We start from the raw sequence: 15,077 nt of genomic DNA, 5'->3' as shown, positions 1-15,077 counted from the left end.
ACCAACTGAACTACCACTCCATAATAAGAATATGTTTTACAACCATATGTTGTGTAAGTGTTGGCGGAGTGGACGGGACTCGAACCCGCGACCCCCGGCGTGACAGGCCGGTATTCTAACCAACTGAACTACCACTCCAGCTTTTACTTACAAATTGTCGAAAATTGGCGGAGTGGACGGGACTCGAACCCGCGACCCCCGGCGTGACAGGCCGGTATTCTAACCAACTGAACTACCACTCCGCATTTTCGTTGCTGTTTAGGTCTCCCTGACAGCGGCGTGAATAATACGAACCAGCCCCTACTTCGTCAAGGGCTTTTTTGTTTTTTTACAGGTTTTTTAGTCATCTGACATCGAAAGGTTTAAAATTTCACCTGATTTGTCATTTTTTGAACCGTTTTTGTCAACTTGATTTTTTTCTGTGCCGTCTGCATCTTGATTCGCGTGTTTCTTTTTATTTAAAAAAGGTAACGATAGTTTAATTTTAATCGGTTTTTTTTGTACAAATATTCGAATAGCTAACCAGCCAAGTAATAATATTAAAATATTACAGCCAATTATTAAGCTTACAATAGTGGATGTGGCCATTTTTTCTTCTTCAGGCTCAATTGGTGTAGCTTGTTCGGCTGCAACAACTGTTGCAGGATCTACTTCTGGCACTGCTTCTATTGGTCGGGCTATTTCAAATTTATAGGTTGGTAAAGTGGCCATAAATTCACGGCCGTTATTGTTAGTACCAAAAACAGACAGTTCTACACTGTATCGACCCCAATCATAGTTTTTAATTACCAATTCTCTGGTTTCACTTTGCGTAGCGTTAATTGTAAACATTTGCTCTTCGTTGTTTGGGTAGTAAATCTTACCCTGAAAAATAACGGTCTCAGGTTTAACTATTTTATTGTCTATTGCGATCGTTAATTTATGTTCATCAATATTTTCATCAGCAAGCGCAATATCGAAACCAAACGGTGGTTCATGCACAATGATGGTGTTTTGAACTACCCTGCGTTGCAGTAAGGGAGTTGAAATGTAAAGTTCTGGTATCCACTCACCTTCAGGAAACACAAGTTTGAACTCACCGGTAAATACACCGTCTTTTGGGCGTTCATCAAATCCACGCCCGTCGTCTTTAAATTCGGCGACCTCTTGAACACCTGCGCCAAAGTTTGCAAAGCTATCGTTATTCGTACTTACAAAGTCAACATTAAGACTCACAACGTCTCTAAATAGATTTGCGTTAATGGGTTCACCATCATTTAATATTTGGCCGGTTACTTTTATAGTCTCGCCTCTAAAAAGCATGGGGGGTAAGGGCTCTGCCTTAAGCGATATTTCGCCCAGTACAACAATTCTGCTATCTGGTGAAATACTTCCTATAACTTGCCACGGACCTGGCATTGGTTTTTTTATAGTGACAAGGTCATAGCTAAGCTCGTCAAACCATTCAATATTCGTATCTCTAACTGCGTTGGTGGCAAAATACTTACTGCCATCAGGCCTAACTAAGATAACGGCAGGTGTTCCTGGTTTTCTGAAAAAGAGTAATGTGATTTCGTCTATTTGGCTGTCAATTCGAAAGCGATTGTCGAGTAAGGGGATTTCATTTTGCAGGCCATCCCGTTTTAATACTTCAACTTGCTCTGCGCTGTAAGCATTACTTGGTAACAAGCTTAGTGCACATAACACGATTACAAAATACATTATTCTCATTATAAGGCCTTATTCAGCGCGCCATAGGCATTGGCCGCCTTCTTTGTTTACAAGATCCAATCTGGCTTCGTGTGCGCTTTGCTCTTCATCTGTGGCGCGTAATACAACTAATGGCGATCTTTCGCTGGTTAAACGTCTTATACCACCTTGCTGTTGCTCGCTACCATCATCTTTATTTTGATTTAAGTTTAACTTTGTTTGACCGCCTGTCATGGCAAGATAAACATCAGCTAAAATCTCAGAATCTAGTAACGCGCCGTGTAAGGTCCGTTTGGCGTTGTCTATGTCGTAACGTCGGCATAACGCATCTAGGTTATTCTTTTGACCAGGATGCAAATCACGCGCCATTTTAAGCGTGTCGAGAACTTGACAGTAATCATGGGTATTAGGAAAGCCTTGATTAAGCAATGCAAATTCATTATCCATGTGGCCCACATCGAACGGGGCATTATGAATAACAAGCTCAGCGCCTTTTATATAGTCAAAAAACTCTTGTGCAATATCGCGATAAAGCGGTTTGTCGCGTAAAAATTCGTTAGTAATACCGTGAACGTCAATCGCTTCCTCTTCTATGCTACGTTGCGGATTAATATAAACATGAAAGTTATTACCTGTTAAACGACGATTTACTAACTCCACACAACCAATTTCTATAATCCGGTGCCCTTGTTTAGGGTCGATGCCGGTGGTTTCTGTATCTAAAACTATTTGTCTACGTGCCATATCGAATTAAGCCTGACTCTGGTATCTTTCTATAATCACTTTATTGTACATAAGATCAAGGTAAAACAGTGCAAAAAACCGTAGAGATTTACACCGATGGCTCATGTTTAGGTAATCCAGGCCCCGGTGGTTATGGTATTTTTATGATTTATGACGCCCATGAAAAAAAATTAAGCCAAGGCTACAAGCTCACCACAAACAATCGCATGGAAATGCTCGCGGCTATAGTGGCACTTGAATCACTTAACCGTGCTTGTGTTATAAACCTAACAACCGATAGTCAATACGTAAAACAAGGTATTGAGTCATGGATTTCAAATTGGAAAAAACGTGGCTGGTTAACGTCAGCTAAAAAGCCAGTTAAAAATGTAGACTTGTGGAAACGCCTAGATGCAGCTTGCAGCCAACACACAGTAAATTGGAAGTGGGTTAAAGGTCATAGCGGCCATAAGTACAACGAAATAGTTGACGATTTAGCTCGCGATGCAGCTGGCAGCAAAGATTTACTCGAAGATGTAGGCTACCAACCTTAATTTATTTGTTGCTAGCGGTTGTCACTTTTTTGGTCGCACGTTTTATAATGCTGCTTGGAGGTTTGCCTAAGCCCCGCCCCTTTCACAGGCACAAACTGTGGTCGAGCATGCCACTTAGGCTTTATTGGTGTAAGTGGGGCAACGCGCTTTCGAGCCACCAGCATATAAACACTGCCCATTGGTTTTAAATATTGCTTGGCAAATGATCGCCAAAATTCAAACCGTGATAATCTGTTCCCCCTCGCTAGTGATGAGTAAATAAATCGCTCGTCACTTACAATTTCAAACCCCAATAAATTTAGCCAATCTTTTACTCTTGCAGGGGTAAAAAACCGTCCTGTCCAAGGTAATTTTTGCCCGCTAAACGGCAACATTTGCGCTAGCCCACACAAACTAAGCGGATTAAACCCTGTAATTAAAACGTAGCCGCCAGGTATAAGTGTTCGATGAGCTTCTCGTAAAATGTGGTGTGGATCTGAATGGTACTCTAAGCAATGGCTTAAAATACACGCATCAACGCTATGCTCATAAAAAGGCAATTCGTCTATATCTGCCACTACCCCAGTGTAAGGTCCCGGCTCTGCGACACACACTTGGTGCTTAATGGTACTTAAACTTGTATTTAACTCACCGCTTAAATTACCTAACTTAAGCATATGGTAACCAAACATGCGTGGTAGCCAAAATTGCATTTTACGTTCAATATCAGCTTGCAAATAATCCCCGTGAGGGAACTGCTGCCACGACAGTGGTTTGGGTCCTTCTTGAAAACTAAGGGCTGGTTTCATTTTATGAGCTCGTTATACTATGCGTTAAGTGTCACTTTATAGAGCAATTTAACATGGTGCAAGTCAAAGCAATTAAAGCCTTTTCAGATAATTATATTTGGTGTTTAACCACTGAAAATAGCTCTCAAGCATGGGTCGTTGACCCCGGGCAGGCTGAGCCCGTGCTAGCGTATCTTGCAGCACAAAATTTAACATTGGGTGGCATTTTAATTACCCACCACCATTACGATCATACCGATGGAGTTGCGCAACTAATAAAGCAAAACCCGACAATTAACGTATACGGACCTAAAAACAGTCCATTTAAAGGCATAACGCACCCATTGGTTGATGACGATTATATTGAAGTTTTAGGTATTAGCTTCAAAGTGTTAACCACCCCAGGGCACACACTGGATCATATTTGTTTTGTGAATAACGACATAGCATTTACTGGTGATACCTTATTCAGTGGTGGCTGTGGCCGTTTATTCGAAGGAACCAGTGAACAAATGTGGCATTCTCTTAACAAGTTAAAAGCACTGCCTGCAGCGTGTAAAATATTTTGCACTCACGAATACACACAAGCAAATTTAGCCTTTGCCAAAGCCGTTGAGCCACGCAACCCTGCGTTAATTGCGCACAGTGAGTTAGTAGATGAGCTAAGGAAGGAAGATAAGATTTCCTTACCAACCACAATCGGAAAAGAGCTTAAAATAAATCCGTTTATGCGTAGCGACATTCCAACTATTACAGAAGAAGTACCTGAAGAATTTATCTTGGTTACAAAAAACAATGAACCTTGGCGTAACTTTGCAGCTCTTAGAAAGTTCAAAGATAATTTTTAGCGCATATGCGTTTAATATTTAAAATCATTAATTTGAAATATATGAACACTTCCGACTAAGTGCTGTAATTGTCATAAAGTGGTAATGTTAGTTTATAAAAGGTAACATTTGCCGAGTTTTTTACCCGATGTATTGGTATTTATGAATAAATCTCCTCTTATAATAACCTTGGCGCTTGCGCTAAGTGGTTGTCAAACATTGACCACCTTAGACTCAAACTCCCAAGAAGCAAATCAAGCCAGTGAGCAGCTTGAAGGTGCGAGCCCAAATGATATTAACAATGCATTAATGGTAAACGCGCAATATCAACAACTAGATAGCGATGAACTAGAAGCGCCTGTGTTTGACGATGTATGGGAGCGAATTCGTTACCAATTGTCGATTAATGTTCCTCAAAACCGCCCAGTTGTGGCCGAACGTAACTATTACGCAAAGCATCAACGTTATTTAGACCGTATTTCAAAGCGTGCAGAGCCGTACCTTCATTTTATTGTTGAAGAAGTAGAAAAACGCGAGATGCCAATCGAAATTGCGCTCCTTCCTATTGTAGAAAGCGCATTTGATCCCTTTGGCTATTCTCATAGAACGGCCTCCGGTATTTGGCAATTTATGCCACAAACAGGTGAACGTTTTGATTTAAAACAAAACTGGTGGTACGACGGTCGCCGAGATATTGTGCAATCAACCCGTGCAGCATTAGATTATTTGTCTTACCTTCACAAAACACTTGAAGGTGATTGGCTCAATGCCATAGCCGCTTATAACTCCGGTGAAGGGCGCTTGATGCGCGCAATTAAAAAAAATCGTAAAAAGCATTTGCCTACCGATTTTTGGTCATTAGATTTACCAAGAGAAACCACAGCTTATGTACCAAAGCTACTGGCACTTGCTGACTTATTAAAACGCTCGGATGAATTTAATGTAACCTGGAAACCTATTATCAACGCCCAAGTGGTAGACGTTGTTGATGTAGGCTCACAAATAGACCTGGCTCTTGCTGCCGAAATGGCAGACATGACATTAACCGAGCTTTACAGATTAAACCCGGGGTTTAATCGTTGGGCTACTGATCCAAATGGCCCGCACTCTTTGCTTTTACCCATTGATAAAGCACAGCAGTTTTCTGAAAAACTTGCCAATACTGATATTAAAAATAGGCTTCGTTGGCAACGATACGTGGTAAAAAGCGGCGATAGCTTGTCTGTGATTGCTAAAAAGTTTACCACTAGCACCAGCGCGATTCGATCTCTGAACAAGCTTGATTCGAATACAATACGCATTGGACAAGAGCTATTAGTGCCGTTAACCGACGGTGCAATAAATAGCGAGCACCTACCAAAGCAAATGCGTATGGCTGCTAATAAAACATCACGCACTAAGCTTTCTCACACCGTAAAAAGTGGCGATACCTTATGGGATATTAGCCGCGAATACGATGTCACAATGGATGAATTGGCAAAGTGGAATAAGCTTAAAAAAAATGCAGTGCTGCGCTTAAATCAAAAGCTCACAGTGTATAAATCTCAAAATACAACGGCCAGCGTAACTAAAAGCACTAATCGCACGATTACGTACAAAGTGCGAAGAGGCGATTCACTTGCGCGTATTGCGTCTAAGTTTAATTTAACGGTAAGCGAGATTATTAAATGGAATAATTTAGCTGGTCAAAAGTACTTACAACCGGGGCAAAAATTAAAGCTTAAAGTGGATGTAAGAAGTAGTTAACGACAGCAAACAAAAAGGAGCGCATGCGCTCCTTTTTATATACCAATAAAATTAACCTGGTAGCTTTTCAAGCCATGCTTTTAACCAAGGCTCTGCAACTGGCCAAGGCTCAAAATCTTCACACGCGTCAATTTCTAAACGGTTACCGACGGGTTTTGCTTGTAAATCACGTAACAATTCGTCAAAGCTTCGACCTGCACCGCAAAAAGTGTCACCATAGCTTCTGTCGCCCATAGCAACAACACCAAAAGGCTTGTCTGTAAGCATAGGGAAACTACTATTAAGCGCATAATATAAGCCAGCTAGGTTACTTGGCACGTCACCCTGCCCTGTGGTTGAGGTAACAATTAATATGTTTGATGCGTTTTTAATATCGTCAAGTGAAGCCTCTGTGATGAGCGTGGCGCTATGACCTGCTTGTTCAATACAGGCTGCTATATCACCGCTTAAACGTTCAGCACCACCATTTACAGTGCCTACAAAAATACTAATATGTGCCATTAATAATCCTTCTCTTCGTTCGGCCAACCAAGTTGCTCACAAATTTGCAGCATATCATGACCTAGTGGCGCTTTAATCGTTATTGGTTTGTTAGTGTAAGGGTGCACAAAACTCAGCTCAGTTGCAAACAGCATTAAGCGTCGTAATTCAAAGTGATCCCTAAAAAATTGGTTGTGTTGATTGTCGCCATGATTAACATCACCAATTATAGGTAACGATAAATGCTTTAAATGCCGACGAATCTGATGCTTGCGCCCTGTTTTAGGAAAACACTCGACTAATGAATACCGCACCGTTGGGTATTTGCCTATAGGAATGGGCAATGCAGCTTGATACAAACAATTAAACTGGGTTTGCGCCTCCTGTGGCGCTTTGTTTTGATCTACAAATTTATCGGCAATTTTATCAAGCTCTTCTTTTAAAGGCTTATCTAAAAAAACCGACTCAGGGGCAAATCCCCGAACCAAAGCTAAATATCGTTTAGAAATAGTGCCCTCAATAAAAAGCTGATTTATATCGCGAGCAGATTCTGAGCTAAGTGCAAAAATTAAAACTCCTGACGTGGGCCTATCAAGCCTGTGAACAGGAAAAACGTGCTGACCTAACTGATCGCGCAACATTTGCATAGCAAATTGAGTTTCATGTTTATCTAAAAAGGAACGATGCACCAATAGCCCTGACGGTTTATTAATGGCAACAAAGCTTTCGTCTTGGTACAAAATGTCGAGTTCGCCGTATTCAGTTGGCGCTAGGCGCTCACTCATGCGGTTCCCCTAATAGTGTATCTAACTGTGTCAGCACTTCTATAATTTCATCACTCCCTGATTTATTAATCAAGGTCATTTGAGCCATGGGGGCAATAGCAAAGTTCCGCGGTAGTGGTTGATTATGAGTGATTAAATGCTGCATTTTTTCAATAAAAACAAACTGCAACCACTGTTCAAACGCCATCGAATCGTGACAAAAAGGAACACTAGAATTTAGTGCTTCTGCTGAAATTGGCTCAGATTGCCAAAGTTGATGCTTTTGTAATAGTGCCTTTAATTGCACTAAAAAAGCTTGGGTTTGTTGGTACATAACCACCCTCTTTTTAATTTATACGGCAATTATACCCTGTTCCCACACAGCTCGCTATGGAGTATAATCGGCCCAATTTGCAGTAAAAAAACAATCGGGAATACAATGAGTGATCAAATAGCAACCTTAGGCCAACTTTTAGATGGTGCTGGCACGCAATGGCGGGCTTTTGATATTGGCAGGCACATTACTAAACTCGATAAACAACAATTTTTAGCTATTGAACAAGCTCAAGTACCTTACCCTTACCCGCTTGCTGGTCATGCTTGGCTTGCAATTCAATTTTGGGATGCCAAAGCGAGTAAAGAACCTTATGTGTGGTTTTTAAAATTTCCGCTTGATGAGCAGAGTAAATTAGTCAGTGCAAGTCGTGATCACTTTGCCGATATGGTTATTCAAGCAATTGGCACTGAAATTACGGGTGAAAAAGCAGAGGGGAAGCTTGATAATAACCCTTATGTATTTACACCTAACGCAAATAAACTGGCTGCATTTAACGCGCAAGTTAAAGTGTTACTAAAACAACCCGCTTCTCAATACTACGAATACGCGCAGCTATACTTTAGCGCAAAGTTGGGCTTTGATAATTGGCAAACTGTTGCACTGCAAGGCATTGCTGATTTTGCTCTGCGTCTTGATAACGATCAAAACTTAAGTAACTTGAAAAAAGCGTGGACGCATTTACCCCTTGAAGTATTGCAACCACTTAGCGCAATGCTTGAACATGTAGAAATACCGCCAACGTTGAGCGAGCTTTTGCTGGTGCACGGTCAAACGGCGATTGAGAAAAATGATACCGCAGCTTTAACCGCTGTTCTTCGCTCAATCTCTAAAGGTCAGGCTCAAGGTCTATGCGCGCAACTTGTTGATGCGACATTAAACTCATCGCTTAAAAGTGACTCAGACGTACTTTTAACTATTGCTGGTCGTTGTTTTAAACAGTTAGACGACCCTGAACGATTGCATATATTTATGGATAACTGTGCACAACATCAAAAAATAGAGGCGCTTTTTCCAAGTATTTTTGCGGATTTAGTTGCAATACCGACCATTCGACCTCACCTATTAGGTTTATTACGAAAAGAAGATCGAAGCGAAGCCCTCGCTCGTGCAATTGGAAGGTTATTCTCTTAAATGGCAAGTTTATGGACGTTTATATTAATTGGTAGTGTTATTTATTTGTTTTGGCTAAATAGAAAAGTTGCCGAAGCGGCTAATGTTCATGCTAAACGTCAATGTGAGCAATTAAATGTGCAACTTATGAGTGTTGCTTGCACAAAGCGTCGTTTTGGTTTTCTAAAAAGTGGTAAACCAGGAATAAAAAGTGAGTTTTCATTTGAGTTTTCAAGTGACGGTGAAAATGCGTATCAGGGAATGCTTATTATGGAAAATGAGTTTTTAAAAAGTGTTGTCGTTCCACCACACAAAATCTGAGTGGTCTTATGCATTCAATGTATAAAATTATTACAATTGTGTAGCACAAAAAACTAAGGCGTAACTAAAGTTACGCCCCAATTGGACTGCTTCCTGCTAGATATCCACTATCTATAATCCATTTTTTCATCCCCTGAACGAGTAAACAACCCTGTTTACCCTCACATTGCATCATGCAATATCCATCGCCACCTTGGCAAACCCACGTAATCTAACGCTCGGCTAAATCTATAGCATCATCCATGTTAATCCTTTAAAGTAGCGCCCTGCCACTTTGTGCATCCTGCGGCGTCCCTTCGCTTTCCCGGCTTTCACGTACAATCTAATACGCGGCTGCGTCCTGCAACTTTATCCTTTATATCCCTAAAGTAGCTCCTGCCACTTAGTGCATCTTGCACTTCCTGTTCATCCTTGCTGTCCTTGTTAACTTGTCCTTTTTGCATCCTGCTAGCATCTGCTGTTTTGCCTATTCCTTATCCGTGGCAGTAGCTTATTCGTTAAGCTATGTCTTCTTGACAAGGTAAAGTTTAGAGCAAACGGGAGGATGAAGTAGTATGTGAGATAAAATAATTATTTGTCATAAAAAAGAACAAATCTATAAACCAATAAAAAACAATATGTTAAATTAAAAAAGGCGACTGAATAGTCACCTTTAACTGATTACTCTCACGTCAATGTAAGATATATCGCACGGACTCATGTCCGTTTGGGCGTATTAACTTACACAACATGGGTTACATTTTTATCCTAATGCATCTTTGAATAATAACTCACCAGCAACTTGGTTAAACGTAAGCTGTTTGAAAGTAATAAATCCCTCAGATTTAAATAACGCTGTATGCTCATTGCGAGTTACAAATACAGCTAAACCAGAAGACTCACTATTTAACTTCACCAGCTCATTAAGTCCTCTTAGCAAATACCGGCCAAACCCTTGCCCATGAAAATGCGGATCGACTGCAATAAAAGCTAAAAAGTAATAACGGCCTTTTTCTTTGAGTGTATCTCTAATCGTTTGTTCTTTTTCTATTAACTGATTAGTTTGCAAATAACCCGCACTTAGCATTAATTTTAAACGCCAATGCCAATAACGCTGGGCTTGAAGTTGACTTGTAGAATCGAACATACAGGCCACTGCTTTTAATTTGCCACTTCTATAAAGTCCAATTAACGGTTGCTTCTCTTGCCAAAAACTACTGAGCTCTTCACGTATTAACGCGCGTAACTTTTTTTCGTAAGCTGATTTATTTTCTTGATCATAGCTAAGCATTGTTTGTAATACAGGGTCATCATGGTACGCCTGATAAATTAAACTTGCGGCAGTGCTTATATCTTCTGCTTCGATGTATTGTACGCTGAACGTTTCTGCCTGTGCGGTTATACTCATTGTATGTCCTTTATTGTTTTAGCCGTAAATATAATCAGAGCTTAATTACTAAAGCTATACGCGAATAACTGCATTTACGAGTATATTTAACCTAATATATAAATACTAAAAATCCTATATTGCGTCGTTTACCCACTATAGGGGATAAATAAGGTCACGGTACTTGTTATTTTTACTATCCTTAATCAACCTCTTAACAAAAGGGGTGGCAATTTATTATTCAGAACTTAAATTACTATATACCTAAAGTATTTAACCGACAATTCAGCTTGAGTTTAGCTAGCGCATTGTAGTGTTAGTCTTCAAGGTAATTTTGTTTATTTAAAGGAGTCGTACCATGGATACTACTAAACACGATATTCATACATTATTTGCACAACTTGGTTTACCAAATTCAGAAAATCAAATAGATGAATTTATTGCCTCTAATGAGTTACAAGACACAACACTACTTCAAGATGCAGCATTTTGGGATGAAGCCCAACAACACTTTTTAGCTGAATCGCTTGCTGAGGATGGCGCTTGGAGTGAAGTGATTGATGAGCTAGATGTTCGCCTTCGCCAAGGTAAATAAAAAATTTAACTAGATAGCTGTTTATGGGCCTTTAAAAATATTAACCCATGATGATTTTTAATCTTGCACTTTCATCATGACTTTTGCGAGTACAAGGCTAATTTACAGGTCAATATTTTACTTATTTCAAACTTACTCAAGGTAATTAGCGTTGTAACTAGCTATTAGACGTAGGTTTTTACCCTAAGTATCAGGTTATTTAATGTAGCCTACCCGTTTTATTGCTACCATAGCACCCGCGCAGCATATGCATGCTGCGTTTTATTTAATTTAAGAGTTATAAATATAATGAATTCAGTTGTATTTGATGCAATTCAAGTCCTTTTAGATGAAGGCAAAACACCCACAGTCGCATTAACTAAAAGTCGCTTAGCCCAACCTGTTCCTATGCCAATGATTATTGCAGCTGTGAGCCAATACAAAAATAACCCGGATTCTATAAATAACTTTGTTAAAACCGCGCAGCAACCAGAAAATGCTGAGCTAAAAGCAAGCCAACTAGACAGAATTGAGCAAAAACTTGATCAATTACTTGCACTGCTAGAACGAAAATAATTTGAGACTATAAATGTTTGTTGTTGATTTAACATTTGATTGTTACCAAGACACTACCCTAGAGCAAGCCGAATACGCTATTAATCGATTAGTGAACGCTTTGCGGTTTAACGGGCAAATAATGGGAGAAGAATTTCCCACAGTTTTAAAAGACGGCTTTTTTATAACCCGTGTTATGTGTCCAACCGAAGACGCCATGCACCCACTAAATAATAGCCCTTTTGTTAAACATAGCATTGAAAAACTGCATAATGCGGGGTTATTAGCACCTAAAGTAAAAGTTATTGGCCAAGATATTCACTCTAATGGAGCCGATTGCTGCACTGAGCCATCAAGTTATATTTTATACACTACTTATGTGCATACATGCAGCCCTCTATATTGTGGCGACGACTTTTTACCTGTGCCATTATTTCGCATCCCAGCTATTGCCAATGGCGATTATAAAACGCTTATTAAGTGGCAAGAAGATTGGCAAGCATGCGATCAAATACAAATTAATGGCGCAACACGCTGTGAATTTCCTGCTCTTGAGGAGATATCTAGTACACAAAGTGATTTATACCGCCGTGGAAAAGATATAACCAAACGCATTAGCTTTTTAACTAAAAAGCCCGTTTATTACTATTTATACCGTGTTGGCGGTGTAGATAAAGCCTCTGAACTTGAGCGTAAATGCCCTAGCTGTAATAGCGATTGGAAACTAGATGAGCCATGGTTTGGGCTATTCGATTTTAGATGTGAACCGTGCGGTTTAGTTTCGAATGTGTCTTGGGATTTTCAATAGCCATTACCAATGACTTTTTAAAATCAGCTTAGTGATAACGCTAAGCTGATTCATTAATTATAATTTAAATTTCAAGCGCTTTTAAAAACGACTCTATAGTAGGTGCAAGCACATGATGCGTTTTTTTTCCTACCTGTTCTAAACATACTTCCCCTGTATGAATTAACACACTCACCAATAAATCTTCTTTATCTGTTAAACCAATGAACACAGTTTCTGGCTGTTTTAGCTTTCGCTTCATTAATACATGGCCAGTTATATTTTGTTGAAGCATATCAAAATCGTCACTATTCCATGCTTGTAGTAGTTCAATTTGATGGCCGTCAATTGTAGCTAACACACTACCGCCATACATGTGTCCATAAAGCTCGCTTAACGCTGTTGGAAACTCAAGCTCAAGTGCATTAGCTAAATTGTTCAATGAACCGGCTGGTTGTTGGCGTATCCCCTTCCATTGAATATACCCTTGCTCATCAACCTCACCAACTTCACACGGGCTCGGCCATTGCGTATCGTGCATGATGAGTGGGTACTTTGCGGTATTTTTAAGGGTATTTTCGCTAAATTGTTTGTGAAGTTGTTCTAACTGCATCGCTACAGACATACTGTGAAACTCATTTAAATTAGATATAATGCGCACATTGTAACTATTTAAGAGCAAACATGACAGATTACAGCAACTCTCCAGATCTTAAAGGCAGTGTATTAGGGCAGTCTACTGAATACGTAGATGTGTACACACCCAGCTTGCTTTTCCCGATTGCGCGCAAGCTAAATCGTGATGCTTTAAATATTGATGAAGCCCAATTACCCTTTAAAGGCCAGGATATTTGGACCGGTTACGAGCTTTCTTGGTTAAATGCCAAGGGCAAACCGCAGGTAGCCGTTGCTTTATTTACTTTTGAGTGCCAAAGCAGCCATATTATTGAGTCTAAGTCTTTTAAGCTTTATTTAAATAGCTTTAATCAAACCCGATTTGAAAGCATCAACATTGTTAAGCAGCATTTAATTGACGACTTGTCAGCCGCTGTAAAAAGCCCCGTGCAAGTGACATTGTACAAAGCCGACGATTTTAACTGCTTACCTTGCACTGCGCTTCCTGGCGACTGTATTGATGAGTTAGATATTGAAATTGATAACTACGATATTGATGCCTATTCACTTAAAGCACAAAGTGATGAAATAGTAACAGAAACGCTCAATAGCCACTTGCTAAAATCTAATTGCTTAATAACGTCTCAACCAGATTGGGCCAGCATTATTATTAGATATACTGGTGAAAAAATGTGTCGAGAATCACTTTTACGCTACTTAATTTCATTTAGAACGCATAATGAGTTTCATGAGCAGTGCGTAGAGCGCATTTATAGTGACTTAACCACGCAACTCAACATTAAAGAGCTTGAAGTGTATGCGCGTTATACACGCCGAGGCGGATTAGACATAAACCCATACCGTTCTACTCATTATAATGACACGCCGTTTAACGTTAAGATTAATCGTCAGTAAATACGTTAAACACTCAAACATAAATCTTAAAAAAGGAGCCTCAGCTCCTTTTTTAAAGTTTAAATAACGCGCTTTGTTGGGATAGGCATACCACATACATCAACGTAATTATACGATTGGACAAACCAGGGTTCTGTTCGGTTTTTACGCGCATTTATGAGCTGCTTAAACGATGCTGAGTCTGTCTTCATTACTTTAAATGTGGTTGCGTCGGTTTTAATATCAGCCAACACTTCAATATTCGTTATTGGATTAAACGCCAGCCCCTCAGTAGGTAAACGCTGCAAACGATTAAAATGCTCCATGCCCTCAAGTACTCTTCCAAACACGGTAATGTTTTTATCGAGGTAACGCGGTGCTTGACCAATAGTGACAAAAAACTCAGTACTTGCACTGTTTATATCTTTACCGCGTGCCATTGCAAATACACCATTGCAATGCACTTGCCATGTTTGAGTCTGTGTTTGGTTTTGCGCGACAGCAAAGCCATTTAAAAAACCCGTTACAGGCGCGTATCCATCGCCTTTTAACTTGGTAACTTTTAGTGGCTGCGATGTTGGTAAATAAAACTCTGCAGGTACGGTTTTATTCGCTGTTTTTATTTCTTTTTTACCCGAGCTGTCGCCACCTTGTGCTACAAACCCTTCTACAAAACGATAGACACGGGTGTTTTTATAAAACCCTTCTTGCGCCAACGTTTTAATATGTTGCGTGTGTTTTGGGGCTAGTTGTGGATTTAATGCGATATAAGCCGAACCAGTAGGTAAGGTTATTTTTAAAATATTTTGAGAGTCAACTACTTGCCACTCATCTGCAGTTGCATTTTTTATTACATCATTGGCACTAAGTGGTGTTTGTATATTTATAACGGATTTATTGTTAGCTGTCGTAGCGCACCCGCTCAGCAAAAGTGCCATAACATAAATTGAAAAACGTGTTTTCATATT

The 15,077-nt window shown here is 39.9% G+C and carries 18 protein-coding genes and 2 tRNA genes; 9 read left to right on the top strand and 11 right to left on the bottom strand.

The features are described 5' to 3' along the window. Positions 1–61: 61 nt before the first annotated feature. From CWB62_RS14145 to dnaQ, 4 genes are all read right to left on the bottom strand, one after another. A tRNA-Asp gene (locus tag CWB62_RS14145) sits at positions 62–138 on the bottom strand. 27 nt (positions 139–165) lie between these two features. After that, positions 166–242: transfer RNA gene (locus tag CWB62_RS14140), tRNA-Asp, on the bottom strand. A 97-nt stretch (positions 243–339) separates the two neighbouring features. Next, positions 340–1,710: a TIGR03503 family protein gene (locus CWB62_RS14135; protein WP_138528054.1), complete on the bottom strand. Its 1,371-nt coding sequence runs from the start codon at positions 1,708–1,710 to the stop codon at positions 340–342. Between the two features lie 9 nt (positions 1,711–1,719). Further along, the gene (gene dnaQ, locus CWB62_RS14130) at positions 1,720–2,433 is read right to left on the bottom strand and encodes a DNA polymerase III subunit epsilon (RefSeq protein WP_058552822.1); all 714 of its coding nucleotides are present in this window, start codon (positions 2,431–2,433) and stop codon (positions 1,720–1,722) included. 68 nt (positions 2,434–2,501) lie between these two features. On the opposite strand from dnaQ, the gene rnhA reads away from it, so the two are divergent. Continuing rightward, complete coding sequence (gene rnhA / locus CWB62_RS14125) at positions 2,502–2,966, top strand: ribonuclease HI (protein WP_058405644.1); 465 nt, start codon at positions 2,502–2,504, stop codon at positions 2,964–2,966. 11 nt (positions 2,967–2,977) lie between these two features. On the opposite strand, the gene CWB62_RS14120 is transcribed toward rnhA, so the two are convergent. Then, positions 2,978–3,754, bottom strand: a complete 777-nt coding sequence (locus tag CWB62_RS14120; RefSeq protein ID WP_138528052.1) for a class I SAM-dependent methyltransferase — start codon at positions 3,752–3,754, stop codon at positions 2,978–2,980. 53 nt (positions 3,755–3,807) lie between these two features. On the opposite strand from CWB62_RS14120, the gene gloB reads away from it, so the two are divergent. Further along, positions 3,808–4,581, top strand: a complete 774-nt coding sequence (gloB, locus tag CWB62_RS14115; RefSeq protein WP_138528050.1) for a hydroxyacylglutathione hydrolase — start codon at positions 3,808–3,810, stop codon at positions 4,579–4,581. A gap of 141 nt (positions 4,582–4,722) precedes the next feature. Continuing rightward, positions 4,723–6,306, top strand: coding sequence for a lytic transglycosylase (locus tag CWB62_RS14110; RefSeq protein WP_138528048.1), 1,584 nt, complete (start codon positions 4,723–4,725; stop codon positions 6,304–6,306). Between the two features lie 51 nt (positions 6,307–6,357). Here CWB62_RS14110 and CWB62_RS14105 read toward each other — a convergent pair whose 3' ends face one another. From CWB62_RS14105 to CWB62_RS14095, 3 genes are read right to left on the bottom strand one after another with little or no spacing between them, the layout of a single operon-like run. Next, positions 6,358–6,807 carry a flavodoxin gene (locus CWB62_RS14105; protein ID WP_138528046.1) on the bottom strand — a complete coding sequence of 150 codons (450 nt, stop codon included), beginning with the start codon at positions 6,805–6,807 and terminating at the stop codon, positions 6,358–6,360. After that, positions 6,807–7,571: a tRNA pseudouridine(65) synthase TruC gene (gene truC, locus CWB62_RS14100; RefSeq protein WP_138528043.1), complete on the bottom strand. Its 765-nt coding sequence runs from the start codon at positions 7,569–7,571 to the stop codon at positions 6,807–6,809. Before truC ends, CWB62_RS14105 begins: the two co-directional genes overlap by 1 nt. After that, on the bottom strand, positions 7,564–7,884 hold the full coding sequence (locus tag CWB62_RS14095) for a YqcC family protein (protein WP_058405649.1): 321 nt from the start codon (positions 7,882–7,884) through the stop codon (positions 7,564–7,566). The genes truC and CWB62_RS14095 overlap by 8 nt, the downstream gene beginning before the upstream one ends. Before the next feature lie 105 nt (positions 7,885–7,989). Between CWB62_RS14095 and CWB62_RS14090 the strand changes: the two genes are divergently transcribed. Continuing rightward, entirely contained in the window at positions 7,990–9,018 is a 1,029-nt protein-coding gene (locus tag CWB62_RS14090; protein WP_138528041.1) for a DUF3549 family protein, read from the top strand. Continuing rightward, on the top strand, positions 9,019–9,318 hold the full coding sequence (locus tag CWB62_RS14085; protein ID WP_010557125.1) for a DUF3301 domain-containing protein: 300 nt from the start codon (positions 9,019–9,021) through the stop codon (positions 9,316–9,318). It abuts the gene before it with no gap. Between the two features lie 742 nt (positions 9,319–10,060). On the opposite strand, the gene CWB62_RS14080 is transcribed toward CWB62_RS14085, so the two are convergent. Continuing rightward, a complete protein-coding gene (locus CWB62_RS14080; protein WP_138528039.1) occupies positions 10,061–10,705 on the bottom strand; it encodes a GNAT family N-acetyltransferase in 645 nt (214 codons plus the stop codon). A 337-nt stretch (positions 10,706–11,042) separates the two neighbouring features. Here CWB62_RS14080 and CWB62_RS14075 point away from each other — a divergent pair, with 337 nt between their 5' ends. The 3 genes from CWB62_RS14075 to CWB62_RS14065 all read left to right on the top strand — a co-directional run bounded on the left by CWB62_RS14075 (position 11,043) and on the right by CWB62_RS14065 (position 12,621). Next, the gene (locus tag CWB62_RS14075; protein WP_058405652.1) at positions 11,043–11,279 is read left to right on the top strand and encodes a DUF2789 domain-containing protein; all 237 of its coding nucleotides are present in this window, start codon (positions 11,043–11,045) and stop codon (positions 11,277–11,279) included. Between the two features lie 288 nt (positions 11,280–11,567). After that, positions 11,568–11,834 (top strand): hypothetical protein, encoded by a 267-nt coding sequence (locus CWB62_RS14070; protein WP_058552830.1) that lies wholly within the window; start codon positions 11,568–11,570, stop codon positions 11,832–11,834. Between the two features lie 13 nt (positions 11,835–11,847). After that, complete coding sequence (locus CWB62_RS14065; RefSeq protein ID WP_058405654.1) at positions 11,848–12,621, top strand: Zn-ribbon-containing protein; 774 nt, start codon at positions 11,848–11,850, stop codon at positions 12,619–12,621. A 64-nt stretch (positions 12,622–12,685) separates the two neighbouring features. On the opposite strand, the gene syd is transcribed toward CWB62_RS14065, so the two are convergent. Beyond that, the gene (gene syd / locus CWB62_RS14060) at positions 12,686–13,225 is read right to left on the bottom strand and encodes a SecY-interacting protein (protein ID WP_138528037.1); all 540 of its coding nucleotides are present in this window, start codon (positions 13,223–13,225) and stop codon (positions 12,686–12,688) included. A gap of 59 nt (positions 13,226–13,284) precedes the next feature. Here syd and queF point away from each other — a divergent pair, with 59 nt between their 5' ends. After that, a complete protein-coding gene (gene queF, locus CWB62_RS14055) occupies positions 13,285–14,130 on the top strand; it encodes an NADPH-dependent 7-cyano-7-deazaguanine reductase QueF (RefSeq protein ID WP_138528035.1) in 846 nt (281 codons plus the stop codon). A 59-nt stretch (positions 14,131–14,189) separates the two neighbouring features. Here the strand turns inward: queF and CWB62_RS14050 are convergent, their stop codons facing one another. Next, positions 14,190–15,074, bottom strand: a complete 885-nt coding sequence (locus tag CWB62_RS14050; RefSeq protein ID WP_138528033.1) for a peptidylprolyl isomerase — start codon at positions 15,072–15,074, stop codon at positions 14,190–14,192. Between the last annotated feature and the right edge of the window lie 3 nt (positions 15,075–15,077).

Origin of the sequence: Pseudoalteromonas sp. S408 (assembly GCF_005886645.1) — a bacterium.
In the GTDB taxonomy this organism is placed as follows: Bacteria; Pseudomonadota; Gammaproteobacteria; order Enterobacterales; family Alteromonadaceae; genus Pseudoalteromonas.
The sequence above is the reverse complement of the archived record's forward strand: the minus strand, read 5'-3'. Positions and strand labels throughout refer to the sequence as shown.

What these genes read in the sequence shown, in the direction of transcription:
- CWB62_RS14105 (WP_138528046.1), bottom strand. Translation starts at nt 6,807, where the DNA reads ATGGCACATATTAGTATTTTTGTAGGCACTGTAAATGGTGGTGCTGAA.
- dnaQ (WP_058552822.1), bottom strand. Translation starts at nt 2,433, where the DNA reads ATGGCACGTAGACAAATAGTTTTAGATACAGAAACCACCGGCATCGAC.
- CWB62_RS14095 (WP_058405649.1), bottom strand. Translation starts at nt 7,884, where the DNA reads ATGTACCAACAAACCCAAGCTTTTTTAGTGCAATTAAAGGCACTATTA.
- CWB62_RS14120 (WP_138528052.1), bottom strand. Translation starts at nt 3,754, where the DNA reads ATGAAACCAGCCCTTAGTTTTCAAGAAGGACCCAAACCACTGTCGTGG.
- queF (WP_138528035.1), top strand. Translation starts at nt 13,285, where the DNA reads ATGACAGATTACAGCAACTCTCCAGATCTTAAAGGCAGTGTATTAGGG.
- CWB62_RS14135 (WP_138528054.1), bottom strand. Translation starts at nt 1,710, where the DNA reads ATGAGAATAATGTATTTTGTAATCGTGTTATGTGCACTAAGCTTGTTA.
- CWB62_RS14075 (WP_058405652.1), top strand. Translation starts at nt 11,043, where the DNA reads ATGGATACTACTAAACACGATATTCATACATTATTTGCACAACTTGGT.
- CWB62_RS14085 (WP_010557125.1), top strand. Translation starts at nt 9,019, where the DNA reads ATGGCAAGTTTATGGACGTTTATATTAATTGGTAGTGTTATTTATTTG.
- CWB62_RS14080 (WP_138528039.1), bottom strand. Translation starts at nt 10,705, where the DNA reads ATGAGTATAACCGCACAGGCAGAAACGTTCAGCGTACAATACATCGAA.
- CWB62_RS14050 (WP_138528033.1), bottom strand. Translation starts at nt 15,074, where the DNA reads ATGAAAACACGTTTTTCAATTTATGTTATGGCACTTTTGCTGAGCGGG.
- CWB62_RS14065 (WP_058405654.1), top strand. Translation starts at nt 11,848, where the DNA reads ATGTTTGTTGTTGATTTAACATTTGATTGTTACCAAGACACTACCCTA.
- gloB (WP_138528050.1), top strand. Translation starts at nt 3,808, where the DNA reads ATGGTGCAAGTCAAAGCAATTAAAGCCTTTTCAGATAATTATATTTGG.
- CWB62_RS14090 (WP_138528041.1), top strand. Translation starts at nt 7,990, where the DNA reads ATGAGTGATCAAATAGCAACCTTAGGCCAACTTTTAGATGGTGCTGGC.
- truC (WP_138528043.1), bottom strand. Translation starts at nt 7,571, where the DNA reads ATGAGTGAGCGCCTAGCGCCAACTGAATACGGCGAACTCGACATTTTG.
- syd (WP_138528037.1), bottom strand. Translation starts at nt 13,225, where the DNA reads ATGTCTGTAGCGATGCAGTTAGAACAACTTCACAAACAATTTAGCGAA.
- CWB62_RS14110 (WP_138528048.1), top strand. Translation starts at nt 4,723, where the DNA reads ATGAATAAATCTCCTCTTATAATAACCTTGGCGCTTGCGCTAAGTGGT.
- CWB62_RS14070 (WP_058552830.1), top strand. Translation starts at nt 11,568, where the DNA reads ATGAATTCAGTTGTATTTGATGCAATTCAAGTCCTTTTAGATGAAGGC.